The organism is Photorhabdus sp. RM96S (assembly GCF_042879335.1).
Classification (GTDB): Bacteria; Pseudomonadota; Gammaproteobacteria; order Enterobacterales; family Enterobacteriaceae; genus Photorhabdus; species Photorhabdus kayaii.
In genome coordinates, this window is sequence record NZ_JBHFKT010000032.1 from 1 (window position 1) to 18,314 (window position 18,314).

At 41.4% G+C, this 18,314-nt stretch carries 13 protein-coding genes and 2 pseudogenes; 4 read left to right on the forward strand and 11 right to left on the reverse strand.

Features of this window, described 5'->3' with window-relative positions; all coding sequences use genetic code 11:
* From ACGF49_RS17720 to accA, 3 genes and pseudogenes are all read right to left on the reverse strand, one after another.
* Positions 1-587, reverse strand: a pseudogene (locus ACGF49_RS17720) (IS982 family transposase); the annotation flags it as partial.
* Positions 588-1,241: 654 nt separating this feature from the next.
* Positions 1,242-2,144, reverse strand: coding sequence for a LysR family transcriptional regulator (locus ACGF49_RS17725; RefSeq protein WP_271866583.1), 903 nt, complete (start codon positions 2,142-2,144; stop codon positions 1,242-1,244).
* 51 nt (positions 2,145-2,195) lie between these two features.
* A complete protein-coding gene (gene accA, locus ACGF49_RS17730) occupies positions 2,196-3,155 on the reverse strand; it encodes an acetyl-CoA carboxylase carboxyl transferase subunit alpha (protein WP_387492108.1) in 960 nt (319 codons plus the stop codon).
* A 589-nt stretch (positions 3,156-3,744) separates the two neighbouring features.
* On the opposite strand from accA, the pseudogene ACGF49_RS17735 reads away from it, so the two are divergent.
* Positions 3,745-4,470, forward strand: a pseudogene (locus ACGF49_RS17735) (IS982 family transposase); the annotation flags it as partial.
* A 67-nt stretch (positions 4,471-4,537) separates the two neighbouring features.
* Positions 4,538-4,798, forward strand: a complete 261-nt coding sequence (locus ACGF49_RS17740; RefSeq protein ID WP_387492131.1) for a DUF2569 family protein — start codon at positions 4,538-4,540, stop codon at positions 4,796-4,798.
* A gap of 648 nt (positions 4,799-5,446) precedes the next feature.
* On the opposite strand, the gene ACGF49_RS17745 is transcribed toward ACGF49_RS17740, so the two are convergent.
* From ACGF49_RS17745 to metK, 3 genes are all read right to left on the reverse strand, one after another.
* On the reverse strand, positions 5,447-5,629 hold the full coding sequence (locus tag ACGF49_RS17745) for a hypothetical protein (protein ID WP_387492110.1): 183 nt from the start codon (positions 5,627-5,629) through the stop codon (positions 5,447-5,449).
* A 418-nt stretch (positions 5,630-6,047) separates the two neighbouring features.
* Positions 6,048-6,572, reverse strand: a complete 525-nt coding sequence (locus tag ACGF49_RS17750; RefSeq protein ID WP_113043363.1) for a SprT family zinc-dependent metalloprotease — start codon at positions 6,570-6,572, stop codon at positions 6,048-6,050.
* A gap of 150 nt (positions 6,573-6,722) precedes the next feature.
* On the reverse strand, positions 6,723-7,895 hold the full coding sequence (gene metK / locus ACGF49_RS17755; protein WP_011147846.1) for a methionine adenosyltransferase: 1,173 nt from the start codon (positions 7,893-7,895) through the stop codon (positions 6,723-6,725).
* A 632-nt stretch (positions 7,896-8,527) separates the two neighbouring features.
* Here metK and speA point away from each other — a divergent pair.
* A complete protein-coding gene (gene speA / locus ACGF49_RS17760) occupies positions 8,528-10,432 on the forward strand; it encodes a biosynthetic arginine decarboxylase (RefSeq protein WP_113043362.1) in 1,905 nt (634 codons plus the stop codon).
* A gap of 171 nt (positions 10,433-10,603) precedes the next feature.
* Positions 10,604-11,527 (forward strand): agmatinase, encoded by a 924-nt coding sequence (gene speB / locus ACGF49_RS17765; RefSeq protein WP_113043361.1) that lies wholly within the window; start codon positions 10,604-10,606, stop codon positions 11,525-11,527.
* Positions 11,528-12,088: 561 nt separating this feature from the next.
* Here speB and ACGF49_RS17770 read toward each other — a convergent pair.
* The 5 genes from ACGF49_RS17770 to leuC form a co-directional block, all read right to left on the reverse strand.
* Positions 12,089-12,802 (reverse strand): TerC family protein, encoded by a 714-nt coding sequence (locus ACGF49_RS17770; protein WP_113043360.1) that lies wholly within the window; start codon positions 12,800-12,802, stop codon positions 12,089-12,091.
* Positions 12,803-12,894: 92 nt separating this feature from the next.
* Positions 12,895-13,581, reverse strand: a complete 687-nt coding sequence (gene mutH / locus ACGF49_RS17775; RefSeq protein WP_112878568.1) for a DNA mismatch repair endonuclease MutH — start codon at positions 13,579-13,581, stop codon at positions 12,895-12,897.
* A gap of 584 nt (positions 13,582-14,165) precedes the next feature.
* Positions 14,166-15,827, reverse strand: a complete 1,662-nt coding sequence (gene sgrR, locus ACGF49_RS17780) for an HTH-type transcriptional regulator SgrR (protein ID WP_387492114.1) — start codon at positions 15,825-15,827, stop codon at positions 14,166-14,168.
* 462 nt (positions 15,828-16,289) lie between these two features.
* Entirely contained in the window at positions 16,290-16,895 is a 606-nt protein-coding gene (gene leuD, locus ACGF49_RS17785; protein WP_228899514.1) for a 3-isopropylmalate dehydratase small subunit, read from the reverse strand.
* Positions 16,896-16,903: 8 nt separating this feature from the next.
* Complete coding sequence (leuC, locus tag ACGF49_RS17790; protein WP_228899512.1) at positions 16,904-18,313, reverse strand: 3-isopropylmalate dehydratase large subunit; 1,410 nt, start codon at positions 18,311-18,313, stop codon at positions 16,904-16,906.
* Position 18,314 lies beyond the last annotated feature (1 nt).

Sequence of the window (18,314 nt, forward strand, 5' to 3'; positions counted from 1 at the left end):
ATCCCGTAAATTCAAGCTCGGTTTTTTAGGTTGGAATGTATAAGCAATTAGGCCAGCGACGATTTCCAATAAAAAACCGAGCTGACTGCGGTGTCTTGAATGCGCTATCTGAGAAATGTTTTTGAGTTGATCCACGACCGTTTCTATCAAAAATTACCTTCTTAACATCAGCTTATCCCAGAGAGATAACGCTTTTGCCTTCATGTTATTACGGACATGAATGATTAACGTTATTCCTTCCGCTTCCAGTTCATCGCACAAGGCCTGTGACAAATACCCTTTATCGCCAATAAACACCCCGTTAACCCTTGTACCCGCGCTTTGACAGGATGACGCTCATCTTTATTTCCTGAGGTCAACTTAACCGCCAAAAGTTCACCACAATGATTGATAATCAGATGAAGTTTAAAGCCATAAGACCAGCCGGTACGGGTTTTCCCTCGCTGTGCGATGCCCTGAAATACGTGATGACGGGGAATACGGAGATTGTGGCAAACGGCAATTTTGGTTGAATCAATAAAAGTGCTCCCCTGGGTTTCAGCCTTGCGTGACGAAAGAAAAGTACAGAGAGAATAAATTTTTGGCAAAAGTCATCGACGCAGCAGTAAAGTTCTTCTAAATTAGACATGCCTGAGGATCTCCACGATTTTGTTTTCTTTGACAAAAACTTTGATCGTGCCTCAGGCACTGAGTTCCCTTCTTAAGTAAACCTCAGGTTATTGGCTGAGACAATCACAGAAACAGCCTCGTGTCGCACCCGAGAAGTATTTACAAAGGGTTATGGATAACAAAACTCGTTGGACATTAAGGTACTCACTAGGAAGTAAAGTTCCCGAATCTGGAATTTACTGCTGCACAGTCTATAGAAAAGAAATTACAAGCAATGAAGGAGCTCTGTCCCTTGCCCAAAATCACCACCAACATAGATCAAACAAAAGCATTGAGTGGCAATTGATTGTCAGAGTTGATACTAATGGTGATAACTTCGGAATAATTAAGTAATCGTTTTAATAAACGTGTAGTTCATGCAGTGACGTTATTTTAAAGGGGTCGTTATGGGGGCGATGCTCGCATCGGCATTTTCTCTGAAAGCTCATAGATGAGGATATTTTAACTTAGTCTTGATAGAAAATTTATCTTACTATTGAATATGATGGTATTCAAGGTAACTTCATGAACTTCACCTTCATCTAATAAAATCATGGACATACCCTTTGTGGTCGACGCATCCTTGCCAAATATTAAGTAAATGTTAAGTTAAGGCAGGCAAAAAGATGATTCAAAAAGGCGCCTATTTTAGGAGAGAGTGAACTGCGGCTCGCATAAATGGCCCTTAATTCAAGGGGTGCTGGTTGTTCAGCAAATGTGATTATTTGCAATTTGCCTTGCCGAATCTCTTCTAAGCATGTATCCAGAGACAATATCGCAAATCCTACACCTTTCTCTGCTGCCGTCTTTGCTAAACTTCCGCTGTTGACCCGGAAATGACTATTAATATTTATTCTCTTTTGATGACCATCCTGATCAATAAATACCCATGGCTGTCCTTTAATGGCATTCAAGCTTGAGATACAAGGCATGTGAGTAAGTTGATCCAGAGTATCCGGTCTTCCTGTTTGTTCAAGTAACTTCGGAGATGCTACAACCACACTCTTCCACGACTTAATTAAACGTGAGTGATAACTACTATTTTCGAGTTCACCACGATGAAAGGTCAATAACAGATCGATATCATCACTAATGACATCTAATGACATTAATTGCGTATCACAATGAATGGATATTTTGGGATGTTGCAACGCAAATTGCGCTATGATACCTGCCAATAATTCGCTACCCACCTCACTGGGTATCGTCATACGCAAAGTCCCTGACAATAAATCAGAATGAGTAATCTGATTTATTGTTTCGTCTAATTCTGCATACAGTTTTGTGCTTCGTTGTAATAGGATTAGCCCTTGCTCTGTCAAACGCATGCGTCTGGTTGTACGTTCAATCAAGCGACAGTTAATTTGTTCTTCTAACTGTTTAATTCCGCGGCTAACATTGGATGTCGGCATAGAGAGCTGTTCTGACGCGCGTGCAAAACTTCCCTGTGTTGCAACCATTATAAAAACCCTTAATAAATTAAGGTCAATATTCATAAGCTCTCCACGATAAAACTTTTTTCCATGATTAGTTGTATGGCACCCATATTAACAATAACCGATCGCCATAATTTTTTGATATCTGGCTTCAACTAATTTTCCGGTATCTAACAAACTTAACTCTGACAAATCCTTAATAAGTTGTTGTTTAAGGTTTTCAGCAGCCTGCTGATAATTGCGATGAGCACCGCCTAAAGGCTCTGGAATTATGCTATCAATAATACCTAAATTCTTAAGGCGAGTGGCTGTCATTCCCATGGCTTCTGCGGCAAATTGGGCTTTTTGTACATCTTTCCATAGAATGGATGCACAGCCTTCCGGCGATATCGCGGCATAGGTACTGTATTCCAACATATTAATGCGATCACCGACTCCGATAGCTAAGGCACCACTGGAGCACCCCTCTCCTGTGATAACACAAATAATCGGTGTTTTTATACGAGACATTTCCATAATATTACGTGCTATCGCTTCTGATTGACCTCGTTCTTCCGCGCCGATTCCAGGATACGCTCCGGCAGAATCAATAAAAATAATGATAGGCAAATGAAAGCGTTCTGCCATTTTTATCAAACGTAATGCCTTACGATAGCCTTCAGGTGAAGGCATTCCAAAATTACGCATGACTTTTTCTTTTGTGCTGCGGCCTTTTTGTTGCCCGATCAACATAACCGGGCGATTATCTAACCGGGCTAATCCCCCCACTATTGCTTTATCATCCGCAAACATCCTATCGCCTGCCAGTTCCTGAAACTCAGTAAAAATCAGGTCAACATAATCTAATGTATAAGGCCTCATGGGATGCCTTGCTAACTGCACAATTTCCCAGGCACTAAGGGAGGAAAAAATAGATTGGGTTAACGACTGGCATTTTTTCTCCAGTAGACTGATTTCTTCTTCTATTTCAATCTGTACAGGATGACATTTTTGTCTATACGTTATTAACGCATCAATTTTTTCATACAACTCAAAGATTGGTTTTTCAAATGCAAGATAAGTTTTTGACATAATACTCTTAGTTCAATGACATTCCAAAAAGATCAGTGTAATGAGAAGGTTTACACCTATCTATGCCTCAATATGGGATAATTTATTATCAAAATAGGGATAAAAATGGAGAAAGAAGATGATTGAATAAGTATTCAATACTCTTTGATTGTAAGCGGCTCATTTAGACCGTCTGTCCTGAACATTCCGGTTCGGCAAAAATATCTATGGTCTCCGAGTTCTTGCAATATTGATTTTGATGCGTGTTGGGCTTGCTTAAATCTATCTGACATCTTTATGGGTTTATGAGCAGAGTTGCCCATGTCACGATGAGTTCTGCACTTGATAAACCTTAAAAGTGTCATTACTTCATAGAGTCATATTTTAGTTTAGGTTTTTACTGGGTCGATTTGCCGTTGTTTATGTCATCAATAATCAATCTTCGCAAAACCTGATAGGGCATGCTATCCCCTTTTGTTAACACAAAAGTGTGAATGAACGCAGGGCTGAGGTTACTTAACCCGAATTCTGGATAAAAAATTGACGTGAAGCCTGTTCCAGGAGCCATATTTTGGTGAACGCCGAAAACAGCTCCGGGAAGGAACAGGCTATGAACAAGTTCGTTGAGATTTTCTATGATGTCGATGGTCTTTGCCGTTTTTTCATCTCTCAATGGGAACAATTTTATCTCGATAGCGGGCATCGTTTACGCCGCCGACAAGGTCACATGTATCCCAGTGAAATCATGACCATTTTGATCCTTTTTCATCTGTCACATTACCGTGATTTTAAAAATTTTTATCTAGAACATATTTGGAAATATCACCACAACGATTTTCCCACCTTGCTCAGCTATCCTCGTTTTGTCAGTGTGGCCCCTTCCGTTTTGGTGCCACTATGTAGTTATCTGACTCAATTAAAAGGGAAACCAACCGGCATTGCTTTTATTGATTCCACCAGTTTGCGGGTTTGTCATAACATCGGTATTCCCCGTCATAAGGTTTTTGAGGGGATAGCAAAGCGCGGAAAAAATTTAATGGGATGGTTTTACGGTTTCAAGTTACACTTGGTTGTTAACCATTTAGGCGAAATTCTGGCGCTGAAAGTGACTGCCGGTAATGTGGATGCTCGGGAACCTGTTCGCGAATTAACAACAGAATTAACGGGTTCGCTTTACGGCGATAAAGGTTATCTCAGTCAGGAACTGGCAGACAATTTAGGCAAAACTGGTGTCACTTTCGTCACCCAAAAGCGCCGAAATATGAAAGCACTCCTGCTGGCTGAGAGGGATAAGATAATGTTATCAAGGCGTTTTATCATCGAAAGTGTGCCCGGTATCCAACTATCAGACAGGAGGAGATGCTGAGGTTAAGGCAAAACCATTTGTCATTGATAAAAGGGATGTGCACCTTATTTTTGGAGTTGCACTTTATACATCTGTTCTTTTCTTTTTTCTAAAGAAAAGAATACATTTATTTTATATTATCCTTTTGGTTTTTACTTCATTATTTGTAATAACCGATTTAGCATTGGCTCATTATTTATATGAAATAAAACTGGATTATAATTATCTTTTCTTGCTTTTTAGAACTGTGTTTTATACATGTATATGGATGCCTTATTTTATTATATATATTCGAGTTAAAAGAACATTTATAAAGTAATGATTAAAATTAAACTATTTTGCAAACAATATTCAGCAAGAAACAAGAGTAGGTGAATTTTTTGTAACTAATATTTATTCAAAAAATATGACAGTCAAAACTACCTAGCCTTATGAATTGCTCCCAAAAATTAGATAATTTAAATCACGCGTTCATTAAGGTCTGAGTCCTGTATTTTTCTGGGTCAAGACTATTTAATTTCTACCTAATTCGTCAGCGTGTGGAAAAAAGGGTAACAGTGTTATGGTCAAGAAAATATAGCAGATTTCTTGGATGAAGGTTATGAGATGACTTATGTTGGTTATGGAATGAAAAAATAAAATTTATTTTTTGGTATCTCTCCAGAATTCACCTCTTTATCTAAAGTAAAAGGAATTTGTAGTTTAGTTATTAATAGTGGCTATAATGGAGTAATGATTTGGGCACCTAATTCTTTCTTTATAGCTAAACAAGTGGATCAATATTATACCGAGATTATCAAGGCCGGGGAAGGGGATAATTCAAAGATTGTATAGACTTCGGGAAATAATTTTATCATTAAATAAATATTAATATATTGTAAGATGTAAAAGGTGGTTAATTGATTCCTTATCAGATAGATGTTCACTCGATATAATAATGATACAGGATAGTCAGGGAAACTGACTTTTACGTTAAGACTATATTTTTATTAGTTATATACCCGTCATCTTTCAAGTTGCCTCTTTGTTGGCTGCACTCACTCACCCCGGTCACATAGTTACCTATGCTCCCGGGGATTCGCTCCCTTGCCGTCGCGATGCAACTTGAAATCCATAGGGTATAAATTTTATCCCTTGCTTCCCTGTACAAGGCTTGTATCTGGACTATTTGAGCCAGATATGATCCATTATTTTTGTGGTTTATCTTAGACTCAGTTTTTTAACCTGATGGTAATACAGAACCTTAACAGGATTAATTTTATACCCGTCATCCTTCAAGCTGCCTCTTTGTTGGCTGCATTCACCCCGGTCACATAGTTATCTATGCTCCCAGGGATTCGTTCCCTTGCCGTCGCGATGCATCTTGAAATCCATAGGGTATAAAATTAATTATTGCTTAATTTTCTTATCTGGAGATTTTAATTTTACTTAAAAAATTTCTTTCTTTTTTAAAATGAGAATATTTATAAGAATTTATTGATAAAATAGGATTTTGGTTCATATATTATTAGTATGATTTATATTCAGATAGTGGAGTAATTAAATCACATTTTTATTATTATAAATCTTTATAAATTAGGATTGAAAGAGTCAATTGATTTAACAATAAGCCTTTCTCCGCATTTTTGACAGATATAATGACTTTCTCCTCGCAGAATTTTATTATGGCGTCGTAGGGTTAATTCATGTTGTTGGCAACTACAGTAATAAGTAAAAGTTTGACTACGTACTGAGTCGATTTTAAATTTGTGTGTACGGTTAGCTGGAACGTTCAGTACTTTTTCCATCATCCAACGCCACTGTTTTCCATGTGGAGGCACTTTCCCAAAGTAGCGATAAACCAATAGATGAGCTAATTCGTGAGGTACAACTTCATCAATAAAAGTTTGTTGATTTTCAATCAATAATACTGGATTAAGGCGGATTTCCCAATTTTTTATATAGGCACTGCCCGCAGTAGTTCCCCTCTGGCGGTAGTTTATTGTAGGTTCAGGAAAATCACGGTTGAGATATAAGTTTGCTTGTTGCAGTTTTTGCTGCAAAGTATTCATAATGGCTTGTTGTAGAGAAATTGGAACGTTAACTAATTTCATGTATTGAAAGTAAATAGGCAATGATCAGTGAATTTTATTAGAAATCTTGAAACAAGCTGATAATAATATTGTCACGGATTCTTCAATTGTCAGCTAATGCTAAAAAAGCCGGGTTCAATTATCCAAACCGGGCTTTTCGCGTATATATTTTTACATATTCATCGCTGATAGCTTTAGGCCCGCAGCATCACGCAGTGCTTCTGCTTTATCAGTGGCTTCCCACGGGAACTGTGGACGACCAAAATGACCATAAGCGGCAGTATCACGATAGATTGGGTGCAATAGATCCAGCATCTGAATCAAACCATGAGGACGTAAATCAAAGAATTCACGTACCAGTAGAGTCAAAGTTGCCGTTGAAACTTTTTCAGTGCCGAATGTTTCCACCATGATGGAAGTCGGTTCTGCAACGCCGATAGCGTAAGAAACTTGAATTTCGCAACGATCAGCCAGACCAGCCGCGACAATATTTTTTGCCACATAGCGTGCAGCATAAGCCGCTGAACGGTCGACTTTGGATGGATCTTTACCGGAGAATGCTCCGCCACCATGACGTGCCATGCCACCGTAAGTATCTACGATGATTTTACGACCAGTCAGACCACAGTCACCCATTGGGCCACCAATGACAAAACGACCAGTTGGGTTAATGAAATATTTGGTTGTTGGATTTAACCATTCAGCAGGCAGTACCGGCTTGATGATCTCTTCCATGACCGCTTCTTGCAGATCTTTCTGACTAATATTTTCAGCATGCTGTGTGGAAAGTACAACCGCGTCAACGCCGACAATTTTGTCGTTATTGTATTGGAAAGTGACTTGGCTTTTAGCATCGGGGCGTAACCACGGCAGTACACCATTTTTCCGAACTTCAGCTTGACGCTGAACCAGACGGTGTGCATAGGTGATAGGCGCAGGCATGAGTACATCAGTTTCGTTGGTTGCATAACCAAACATTAGCCCTTGGTCACCAGCACCTTGTTGCAGGGGATCTTCACGGTCAACACCTTGGTTAATATCCGGTGATTGTTTACCAATGGCACTTAATACTGCACATGAGTTTGCATCAAAACCCATTTCAGAATTAACATAACCAATCTCTCGAACTGTTTGTCGCGTAATTTCTTCAATATCAACCCAAGCGCTGGTAGTAATTTCACCACCAACCATGACCATGCCGGTTTTAACATAGGTTTCACAGGCAACTCGTGCTTTTGGATCTTGTTCTAGAATAGCATCAAGAACGGCATCAGATATTTGGTCTGCAATTTTATCAGGATGCCCTTCGGAAACAGATTCGGAAGTGAAAAGGTATGTGGTCATTATATAACGTTACCTTAAAATATAATTTCAGTTTGGAAATGGATGGATTAACATCTAGATGGCTATTTTAGGATAATTCTTATCCATGTGCTAGATTTTTTTAGTTCAGCTAGTCATTTTCATTGGGTGAATGAATAATTTCTTGGTTTGTATGTCAGTTTTGTTCAATTTCATTTTGCAATTTTATGTGATTGCGAGTATAAACTGCGGCCGTAGTTGAACTATTTTGGCTACAGATTCGCAGAAAGCTAACTAGCTTCTGTTTCTCAATCGAGAAAATGGCTCCTTAGATATGAGTCATGTGTGGGGGTGAATGGGGTAATGAACCATTATCTGCTGATTGCTAATGGCCAACAGCCACACTTGTCGTCGGATGTATCCGCGTCTTTTTCCTTTCTTTTCAATATGTCTTTAATTCGATGTTATCTGTTACCAGCAAACAGGCCGGATATGTCGGACAGTCGTATTGTCACTCGGTAATTTTGTCGTTGTTTAGTAGTAACTAAACGCTTTTTACAACCTAAGAGCATGCTGTTCCCTGATATTTCTCAACACGTGAGATTATGGCGTTTTGGGTTATTTATTAATTACAGGCGAAGGCGAAAAACTCTAACTCCCTTAAGGAGACTGCCATGAATGATAATATCGCTCGTAAAATGCAACAGACTTACAATATTGCATATTGGGGAGGGAGTTACTACTACGTCAATGATCTTGGCAATGTTAGTGTGTGTCCAAATCCTGATTTGCCGGGGGCAAAAATTGATCTTGCGGAATTGGTGAAAAAAGTTCAGCAGGAGCAGAAACATTTGCGTTTGCCGGCGCTATTTTGTTTCCCTCAAATCCTGCAACATCGTTTGCGTTCAATCAATGCCGCATTTAAACGTGCCAGAGAGTCATATGGTTATAAAGGCGATTACTTTTTAGTTTATCCCATTAAAGTTAACCAACAACGCCGCGTTATTGAATCACTGGCCAGTTCCGGTGAACCTTTAGGGCTTGAGGCTGGCTCTAAAGCGGAATTAATGGCAGTGCTGGCCCATGCGGGTATGACTCGTACCGTCATCGTGTGTAATGGATATAAAGATCGTGAATATATTCGTCTGGCGCTAATAGGTGAGAAGTTAGGTCACAAGGTTTATTTGGTGATCGAAAAGATGTCTGAGATTGCCCAGGTATTGGAAGAAGCTGAACGATTGAATGTGATCCCGCGTTTGGGAGTCCGTGCACGTTTGGCATCTCAGGGTTCAGGTAAATGGCAAGCCAGTGGCGGTGAAAAATCGAAGTTTGGGCTGGCGGCAACTCAGGTATTGCAATTGGTTGAGATTTTGCGCGCAGTGGATCGACTTGATAGTCTGCAATTGTTGCATTTTCACCTAGGCTCACAGTTGGCGAATATCCGTGATATTGCAACAGGTGTCCGTGAGTCAGCGCGTTTTTATGTCGAATTACATAAACTCGGGGTAAATATTCAATGTTTTGATGTTGGTGGTGGACTGGGGGTCGATTATGAAGGGACCCGCTCTCAATCTGATTGTTCTGTGAACTATGGGTTGAATGAATATGCCAACAATGTCATCTGGGGTATTGGTGATGCTTGTGATGAACATGGTTTACCCCATCCGACGGTTATCACGGAATCAGGTCGTGCCCTGACCGCTCACCATACTGTCTTGGTCTCTAATGTTATCGGGGTTGAGCGTAATGAATTTACGCAGACGACACCACCGGCAGAAGATGCTTCTCGCCCGCTCACCAGTTTGTGGGAAACCTGGCAGGAGATGCATTCAGAAGGAAATAGACGCTCTTTACGTGAATCGCTGCATGATGGTCAGCTCGATCTACATGATGTTCATACACAATATGCTCATGGCATGCTGGATTTGGCAGAGCGGGCGTGGGCGGAAGAGTTATATCTGAATATCTGTCGCCATATTCAACAGGATCTTGATCCAAGCAACCGTGCTCACCGGCCAATTATTGATGAGTTGCAAGAGCGTATGGCAGACAAATTCTATGTGAATTTCTCACTGTTCCAGTCTCTGCCTGATGCATGGGGTATCGATCAGTTATTTCCTGTTTTACCCATTGAGGGACTGGATAAGCCGTTGGATCGCCGTGCGGTATTGTTGGATATCACCTGTGACTCCGATGGTATTGTTGATCATTATGTGGATGGTGATGGTGTAGCCGCGACAATGCCGATGCCCGCTTATGATCCTGATTGCCCGCCAATGATTGGTTTCTTCATGGTGGGAGCATATCAGGAAATTCTTGGCAATATGCATAACCTGTTTGGCGATACAGCGGCTATTGATGTTTATGTATTCGATAATGGCGAAGTGACCTATAACCAAAGTGAAGAGGGGGATTCAGTCGCGGATATGCTGCAATATGTGAAACTGGACCCTAATGTATTGATGGCTCGCTTCCGTGATCAAGTAAAAGGCACGGATTTGGATACAGGCTTGCAAGAGCAATTTTTACTGGAATTTGAAAGTGGTCTTTATGGCTACACATATCTGGAAGATGAATAATCTTCTGGTGTTAATTAAGCCTCCTGTATACAGATAACGTTATTTAATATAAACCAGATGCGGAGATGCAGAGAAATAGGGTTATCTCAGAAATACCCCATTTCGTCATGGCATGGGTATCCTGGAATTAAATAGCTTTGTTCTGTCGGGAAACTTTTGAGGATATATCTCATGACAATAAGTACCTTGGGCAACCAACAAGATGACTCTTTGGTTTCTAATGCCTTCGGTTTCCTGCGCTTTCCGCTGAATTTCCAGCCATATTCCAGCGATGCAGAGTGGGTAATTACTGGCGTACCATTTGACATGGCAACATCAGGTCGTGCAGGTAGTCGCCACGGGCCTGCGGCCATTCGTCAGGTTTCTACTCACTTGGCATGGGAAAGCCGCCGTTGGCCGTGGGATTTTAAGCTACGCAATTGTCTTAAAGTTGTAGATTGCGGTGATGTGGTCTTCAACTTTGGTGATGCTCAGGATATGAGTGATAAATTACAGGCTCATGCTGAAAAAGTGCTGGCTTCCGGTAAGCGTATGCTCTCTTTTGGTGGTGACCACTTTATTACTTTGCCTTTGTTGCGCGCTCATGCCAAACATTTCGGTAAAATGGCTCTGGTTCATTTTGATGCTCATGCTGACACCTATCCAAACGGTAGCCAATTTGATCACGGTACCATGTTCTATCACGCACCAAATGAAGGGTTGATCGATCCGCATCATTCAGTACAAATTGGTATTCGTACTGAACATGGACGGGACGATGGTTTTACGGTACTGGATGCTGATCAGGTTAATGACCGTAGTGTGGATGATTTGCTTGCTCAGATAAAAGAGACGGTTGGTGATATGCCGGTTTACCTGACTTTCGATATCGATTGTCTTGATCCAGCTTTTGCGCCGGGTACGGGCACGCCAGTCATTGGTGGCCTGACAACCGATCGTGCACTGAAATTGCTGCGTGGTTTGCAACCGCTAAATATTGTCGGTATGGATGTGGTAGAAGTTGCTCCAGCTTATGATCAGTCTGAAATTACGGCTCTGGCCGGTGCGACTATTGCATTGGAGATGCTTTATTTACAGGCATCTAAGAAGCGCTAAAGAGCACATAGTCTTAATATAGTCTTAGGGGATAGTGAAATAAGCTCGTACTGAGTTGTGGCGCTATCCCTTGAAACTCGGCTGTTATTTGGATTGATGTAACCTTTATATGCTTTTCTTGGAGGCTCTTTGTCATTTTTTACATGCGAGCATCAATTAACCGAATTCCATTAAGAACATGTTTATCAAGCAACAAATGTTTCACTTGTTACCTTCAAGCATGAACTGAATTTCCCGGTCTGTATTAAAAAAATCCTCTCCTATGGTAGTAAGATCTTCGAATCTTCCAGGAACCCTATCTGATTGGGTTATTGGTATAAGTTGGACATAAGGTTTGTCAGCTAGTTGGCTTAAGTTACTTTTAGCTTCATGCATATTTGTTTGGATAGTCATAATAAAGTTTTCATATTTGGCTAGGTTAGCCAGGTATAACAAAAAATGCCGAAATAACCGGCAATTTTTTGCTGCATAGAATTGAGATGCCGCAGTACTGAACTGGGCATCTATGGCGTACTTTTTAAATCAAAGAATGATATTTTTTAGCGTTATTTAGCGCTATTTCTAATTTCTTTTCTTTTTCCCACGCATGAGATTCAGTGTTTCCACTGCCATTGAGAAGAACATAGCAAAATAGATGTAACCTTTAGGTATATGCACTTGTACGCTTTCCAGAATAAGGGTAAAGCCTACAAGGATTAAGAACGACAGCGCCAGCATTTTGACGGAAGGGTGACGGTCAACGAATTCACCGATAGGACGAGCGGCGAGCATCATGACACCGACGGCTATGATAACGGCTGCCATCATAATGAATAGGTGATCGGACAGGCCAACAGCGGTGATGACTGAATCCAGGCTGAAAATAATGTCCAGCAACATAATCTGGATGATGGCCCCCAGGAAGGAGTGAACAGGACGTTTTAGCTCTCCTTCATTGTCACCTTCGATCGCTTCGTGGATTTCTTTGCTGGCTTTCCAGATCAGGAATAGACCGCCAAAGAATAGGATTAAGTCACGGGTAGAAATGTCATGTTCAAAAACTGTCAATATCGGGTAGGTTAGCCGAATAACCCAGGCAATAGATGCTAACAGCGCCAAGCGCATCAGCATTGCTCCCATTAGTCCGATCTTACGTGCTTTATTTTGTTGATGGTTAGGGAGTTTTGCCACAACAAGTGACAAAAAGATAATGTTATCAATCCCTAAAACGATTTCTAGAATTGTCAGGGTGGCAAGTGCCATCCAGGCGTGGGGATCAACAATCCATTCTAACATTGCTTATTAAAACCTTAAGGTAAAAAGCTAATTATACGCGTGATTAGATGTAAGGTAAGTATGTCGATGTAAAAATCAGTCAGAGCTCAACGTTAAATCAAAAAATGACGGGCCAGTAGAGGAGCAGTGAAATTTTTCCTTAGATAGAACCCGCGAGGCAGAGTCATAATAGGCTGGCCGTGTACACCGATTGCTTCGGTTAATGCTTTGCTGTTAGCCGCTTTTGGGCGCAACTGTAATACTTCTCCATGACGGGCGGTAACGCTCTCTACTTTGCCAAGCACGATGAAATCCATCAATTCTTCCCAGTCGCGACGTAGTAACTCTTCTTCTTCTTGATTGGGACTCCACAATAAAGGAGAGCCAACCCTGCGTTTGGCTAGAGGGATTTCCCGTTCACCTTCAACAGGTATCCACAGTACTCGCGATAATTTGCGTCTAACATGACAGCTTCCCCAGGTAATACCACTGTTCCCTGTTAATGGTGCAACGCAGACAAATGTTGTTTCTAATGGATAACCTCTTCTGTCTACTGGGATGGTTTTAAGCTCAATACCGATATGTTCGAAATCTTGCTCTGGCTTGCTGCCGGCACTTGCCCCCAGATAATATTCTAGCAACATGCCTACCCAGCCTTTATCTCGTTTCAGATTGGGTGGGATAGGTAAATTTGCTTTTGCCGCGAGTTCTCCCATTGATAAGCCAGCCAGAAGTTGGGCGCATTCAAGCAACTGTTGCTCGTTGTCTGGTGGAGGTGGGGGGGAAAACAGTATGTTCATTTGAGATATCCGTTTTTTAGGTCAAAAAACAGCCTTAGTTTCTGTGAATAATAAATCCGAGGTTCATACAATAGCTAAAAAGTGATAATAGCATGATATACAAACATTTTTTATTGCTGTTTCAAATATTGTAAAATTGACTGCCGTTCTTGTTCACCTATTGCTGGTAATAATGAACAGGATCTTACACCATGTTATCCACAGTTTTATGGGATAAGTAGACAAAAATGAGATCACTGGTTTGATTTACAGGTTTGACTAACACTTTTTTCTACAAAAACCGCTGTTTTTTGCTTAACTAAAAAGCATAACCTGTGGATAACATAATTTTTGATTGTTTTTTGTTCTCATCAACTAACGTTGTCCATTATAGTTATGGTTGATGCTAGAAATAGCGAGATAAATAGCTGCTATTTCAATGAAAAATAAATACTATTTCATTTTTTGTCTATAGACTGATAATTCATAATATAAAGCTATACCTGAATTACCCCTGCCTTTTTCACATAGATATCCACAGAAAAAGTGAATAAAAGCAAGTTTGCACACCTGTGTATGTTCATAACTCTGGCTTTTTCTGTGAATTACCCTTCATATGGGTTGAACCAGGCAGATTTGAAATCAAACCAACCAAAGGTGTTCATTTTGACTCCCCGCATACTTCTCTGCCCCTGTAACTCAAGCCAGTGGTGGAACAGTGGATGCAACCAATGTTCATCAACTATTTTTTCGCACCACTCTTCAAGCGATAACTCTTGTCGTCGCCATTGTGATACTTCTTTACTTAAGTCATTACCAAGGCATTTTTTCAATAATGGCATCTCGTACAGTGTAGCGAACAGCGAAAACTCCAGAGGATTATAAAAGTTGGCGGTAGCAAGCCAGAGGTCACTTTCGGTGTTACCATTGAACCATGTGTCATAATCCACGATGTTGATTTTCAATTCGACGCCGCACTTGGTCAGTATGGCTTGAAGGATCTGGCTGATTGTGTGGTATTCGTGATGTTGATGACAAAGCGTGACGGTCAGATGGGTAATATCCTCTGGTTTGTTCAATTCGGATATGAGCTTACTGTGATGCCAGCGCAGTAATAAACCATAAGCGGGTGACCAGTGACGTTGATAAAAGGGGTCACAATGCGCTAGCAGATTGATCGGTGTTAGCAGACTGCATAGCCATTGGCGAACGTCTTCTCTCTTACATTTAGTTGAACGATGGTCGTGTAGTAGGAAATAACAGCCTTCTTCTATCCTGCTATCTAGCGAGTTATTATCCGTGCTGTCACTTTCCAGATGCAGAGTTGTACAAACCAGTTTCTCCGCTAATTCTGGTAGAAACCATATATTCACCTGATCAATCAGTGCCCGAAAGCCAAAGTAATTATCAAAGGCACGAATTTGTAGTTTCTGAGCGCTGTTTTTTATGACCTGGTAAGGGCCGGTTCCCACTGGCATACGAGAGAAGTTCGGTAACTTTTGCCACTCTTGAGGCAAGATCATGGCATGTGGGCTGCCGATTAATAAGGGGAGCCAGAGATCAGGTTCTGAAAGAAAAATATCAATCACGTAGGGGGTGGGCGTTGTGACTTTTTCAATATGAGAAAAAAGGGGCAGGTTGCGTAATCTTTGTAGCGAAGCGATGACATCTGCCATCTGTAATTCTCTGCCGTGGTGAAAATGGATGGCCGGCCGTAGATAAAAGCGCCAATGATTTGAGGATAATTGTTGCCAATGATGAGCTATGTCAGCTTCTGGTTCCCCATTTTCCTCATTTATGCGGGTTAGGCTATTAAATATCTGCCTGACCAGATGAATTTCAGAACGGCGTAAAGGTGAACCGGGTAGAAGATTAGGGAAGGGGCGATAATAGAGTATCCGCAGTAAGTTTTTTCCTTGACGGAAACGGCGCTCAATCTGGGATAGTACCATATGACGGACTGTATCTTTATCACCAACCAGTTGGACCAACTTCTCAACGTTATGTTGCTCAAGCAACTCTTCAGCTCGTTGTTGTTGAAATTCCCATCCATCACGTAAAAAATTCAGTTGAGAACGTTTCCCTCTCCCGGACTCAGATTGCCACTGTAACCAGCCAGCTTTCTGCATATTGTTGAGCAGTGAACGGATATGGCGTTTTGAACAATGCAGTACATTTGCCAGTTCTTGTAACGTTGTTTCAGCCTCTTTTCCTTGATGGTGTTGCCATAATCGAATGAATTGTTGTTGTAAGCGTGAACTGGGCATAAAAGAGGAACTCCAGAGTATTATTCATCAATTTTTATTTCCTTATATTGCGACGATAATTATCCATATTGAAAGTAGCTCAATAGGCCAGACGAAATCTGGCTTCTCCCCCAATTTTCTTGAGTAATGGTGATTTGCCAGCCAGTAAGAAAGCTTACTGGCTTTTTTTCTTATTATACATTGTGTACTCTCTATTTCTTTTATACCCGTCATCTTTCAAGCTGCCTCTTTGTTGGCTGCACTCACTCACCCCGGTCACATCGTTATCTATGCTCCCGGGGATTCACTCCCTTGCCGTCGCGATGCATCTTGAAATCCATAGGGTATACATATCAGTTTAAAGCGAGTAATAATCTGGTATTGGAGGTGTTTTGTCCAGCTACTATCGCTATTTCTATCTGTAAATTTCTATAGAAAAAATCCCGTAGTAGAAAACTACGGGATAAATCAATAACGGAAAAATTAACGTAGGAAAACCGGTTGTTCTTGCTCGTAGGTTATTATGGCATCCAGATGTTGTAATGTTAGGCCAATACTATCCAGACCATTCATCATACAGTGGCGCCGGAAACTATCGATTTCAAAATCATAGTTTTTATCGCCAGCATGGACTTTCTGTTGTTCTAGATCGACAGTAAAACGGCAAGCTTTGTTTTGCTGAACCAACTCAAATAGCTCATTGACATCGTTATCGTTCAGTTTTACTGGCAGTAACTGGTTGTTGAAAGCATTACCGTAGAAAATATCCGCGAAACTTGGGGCGATAACAACTTTAAAACCATAATCCGTTAGTGCCCAAGGTGCATGTTCACGGGAGGAACCGCAACCAAAGTTTTCACGAGCCAGAAGGATACTGGCACCCTGATAACAAGGCTGATTTAATACGAATTCAGGATTAGGTTTTTGTCCTGCCTCATCAAGAAAACGCCAGTCATGAAACAGGTGTTGACCAAAGCCTGTGCGAGTGACTTTTTGCAAGAATTGTTTGGGAATAATGGCATCAGTATCGACGTTTGCCGCATCTAAAGGAGCAACTAAGCCGGTATGTTGAATAAACTTTTCCATCATTCTCTCCTTTATGACTTCTGTGCTGGATGGCGTATATCGATAAAATGACCATTAATCGCTGCTGCTGCTGCCATCGCTGGACTCACCAAATGGGTGCGTCCACCACGTCCCTGGCGCCCTTCAAAGTTGCGGTTACTGGTAGAAGCACAGCGTTCACCGGGTTGCAGGCGGTCATTATTCATTGCCAGACACATGGAACATCCGGGTAAGCGCCATTCAAAACCGGCCTCTATGAAAATTTTATCTAAACCTTCTGCTTCTGCTTGTGCTTGAACGGGGCCTGATCCGGGAACAACGATCGCCTGAACACCAGGTGCAACTTTATGGCCTTGTGCGATGGTTGCGGCAGCCCGTAAATCTTCAATCCGGGAGTTGGTGCAAGAGCCGATAAAGACTTTATCGATCTTCACATCTGTTAGCTTAATACCGGGTTTCAAATCCATATACGCCAGTGCTTTTTCAGCAGATGCTCGTTCAACAGGATCACTAAAAGATTCCGGCGCTGGAATTGTTTGATCAATGGCGATCACTTGCCCAGGGTTTGTTCCCCATGTAACCTGCGGGGAGATCTCTTCTGCATTAATCGTAACAATGGTGTCATATTGTGCATCAGGATCGGATTTCAATGTCTTCCAGTAAGCAACAGCTTGCTTCCATAGCTCTCCTTTCGGTGAGAACTGGCGGCCTTTCATATAAGTAAAAGTGGTTTCATCCGGTGCAACTAAACCTGCTTTAGCACCCATTTCAATTGCCATGTTACATAAAGTCATACGGCCTTCCATGCTAAGTGCTTCAATCGCCTTACCACAGAATTCCACTACATACCCTGTACCACCTGCACTGCCTGTTTTGCCGATGATCGCCAGAACGATATCTTTGGCGGTAATAGCATCACCGACATCACCCATCACTTCGATTTTCATAGTCTTGGCACGGGCTTGTTTCAGAGTTTGGGTAGCGAGTACATGTTCAACTTCAGAAGTGCCAATACCGAAGGCCAACGAGCCGAATGCGCCGTGCGTGGCAGTATGGGAATCACCACAAACAATCGTCATGCCTGGTAGGGTTATCCCCTGTTCAGGGCCGATGACATGAACAATCCCCTGATAGGGATGATTGAGGTCATATAATGTGATACCGAATTCAGCGCAGTTTTTCATCAACTCCTGCATTTGAATACGTGCCATGTCACCACAAGCGTTAATATCTTTTGTTTGCGTGGATACGTTATGATCCATTGTTGCGAACGTTTTACCGGGTTGGTGCACTGGGCGGCCTTTAGTACGCAAACCATCAAAAGCTTGCGGGGAGGTTACTTCATGAACCAGATGACGATCAATATAGAGTAACGGGGTTTCATGCGGTACTTCCCGGACAATATGAGCATCATATAATTTTTGATATAAAGTCTTAGCCATG

What these genes read in the sequence shown, in the direction of transcription:
- accA (WP_387492108.1), bottom strand. Translation starts at nt 3,155, where the DNA reads ATGTCAAAAACTTATCTTGCATTTGAAAAACCAATCTTTGAGTTGTAT.
- mutH (WP_112878568.1), bottom strand. Translation starts at nt 13,581, where the DNA reads ATGAACATACTGTTTTCCCCCCCACCTCCACCAGACAACGAGCAACAG.
- leuD (WP_228899514.1), bottom strand. Translation starts at nt 16,895, where the DNA reads ATGATGGAAAAGTTTATTCAACATACCGGCTTAGTTGCTCCTTTAGAT.
- sgrR (WP_387492114.1), bottom strand. Translation starts at nt 15,827, where the DNA reads ATGCCCAGTTCACGCTTACAACAACAATTCATTCGATTATGGCAACAC.
- ACGF49_RS17725 (WP_271866583.1), bottom strand. Translation starts at nt 2,144, where the DNA reads ATGAATATTGACCTTAATTTATTAAGGGTTTTTATAATGGTTGCAACA.
- ACGF49_RS17770 (WP_113043360.1), bottom strand. Translation starts at nt 12,802, where the DNA reads ATGTTAGAATGGATTGTTGATCCCCACGCCTGGATGGCACTTGCCACC.
- speB (WP_113043361.1), top strand. Translation starts at nt 10,604, where the DNA reads ATGACAATAAGTACCTTGGGCAACCAACAAGATGACTCTTTGGTTTCT.
- metK (WP_011147846.1), bottom strand. Translation starts at nt 7,895, where the DNA reads ATGACCACATACCTTTTCACTTCCGAATCTGTTTCCGAAGGGCATCCT.
- leuC (WP_228899512.1), bottom strand. Translation starts at nt 18,313, where the DNA reads ATGGCTAAGACTTTATATCAAAAATTATATGATGCTCATATTGTCCGG.
- ACGF49_RS17750 (WP_113043363.1), bottom strand. Translation starts at nt 6,572, where the DNA reads ATGAAATTAGTTAACGTTCCAATTTCTCTACAACAAGCCATTATGAAT.
- speA (WP_113043362.1), top strand. Translation starts at nt 8,528, where the DNA reads ATGAATGATAATATCGCTCGTAAAATGCAACAGACTTACAATATTGCA.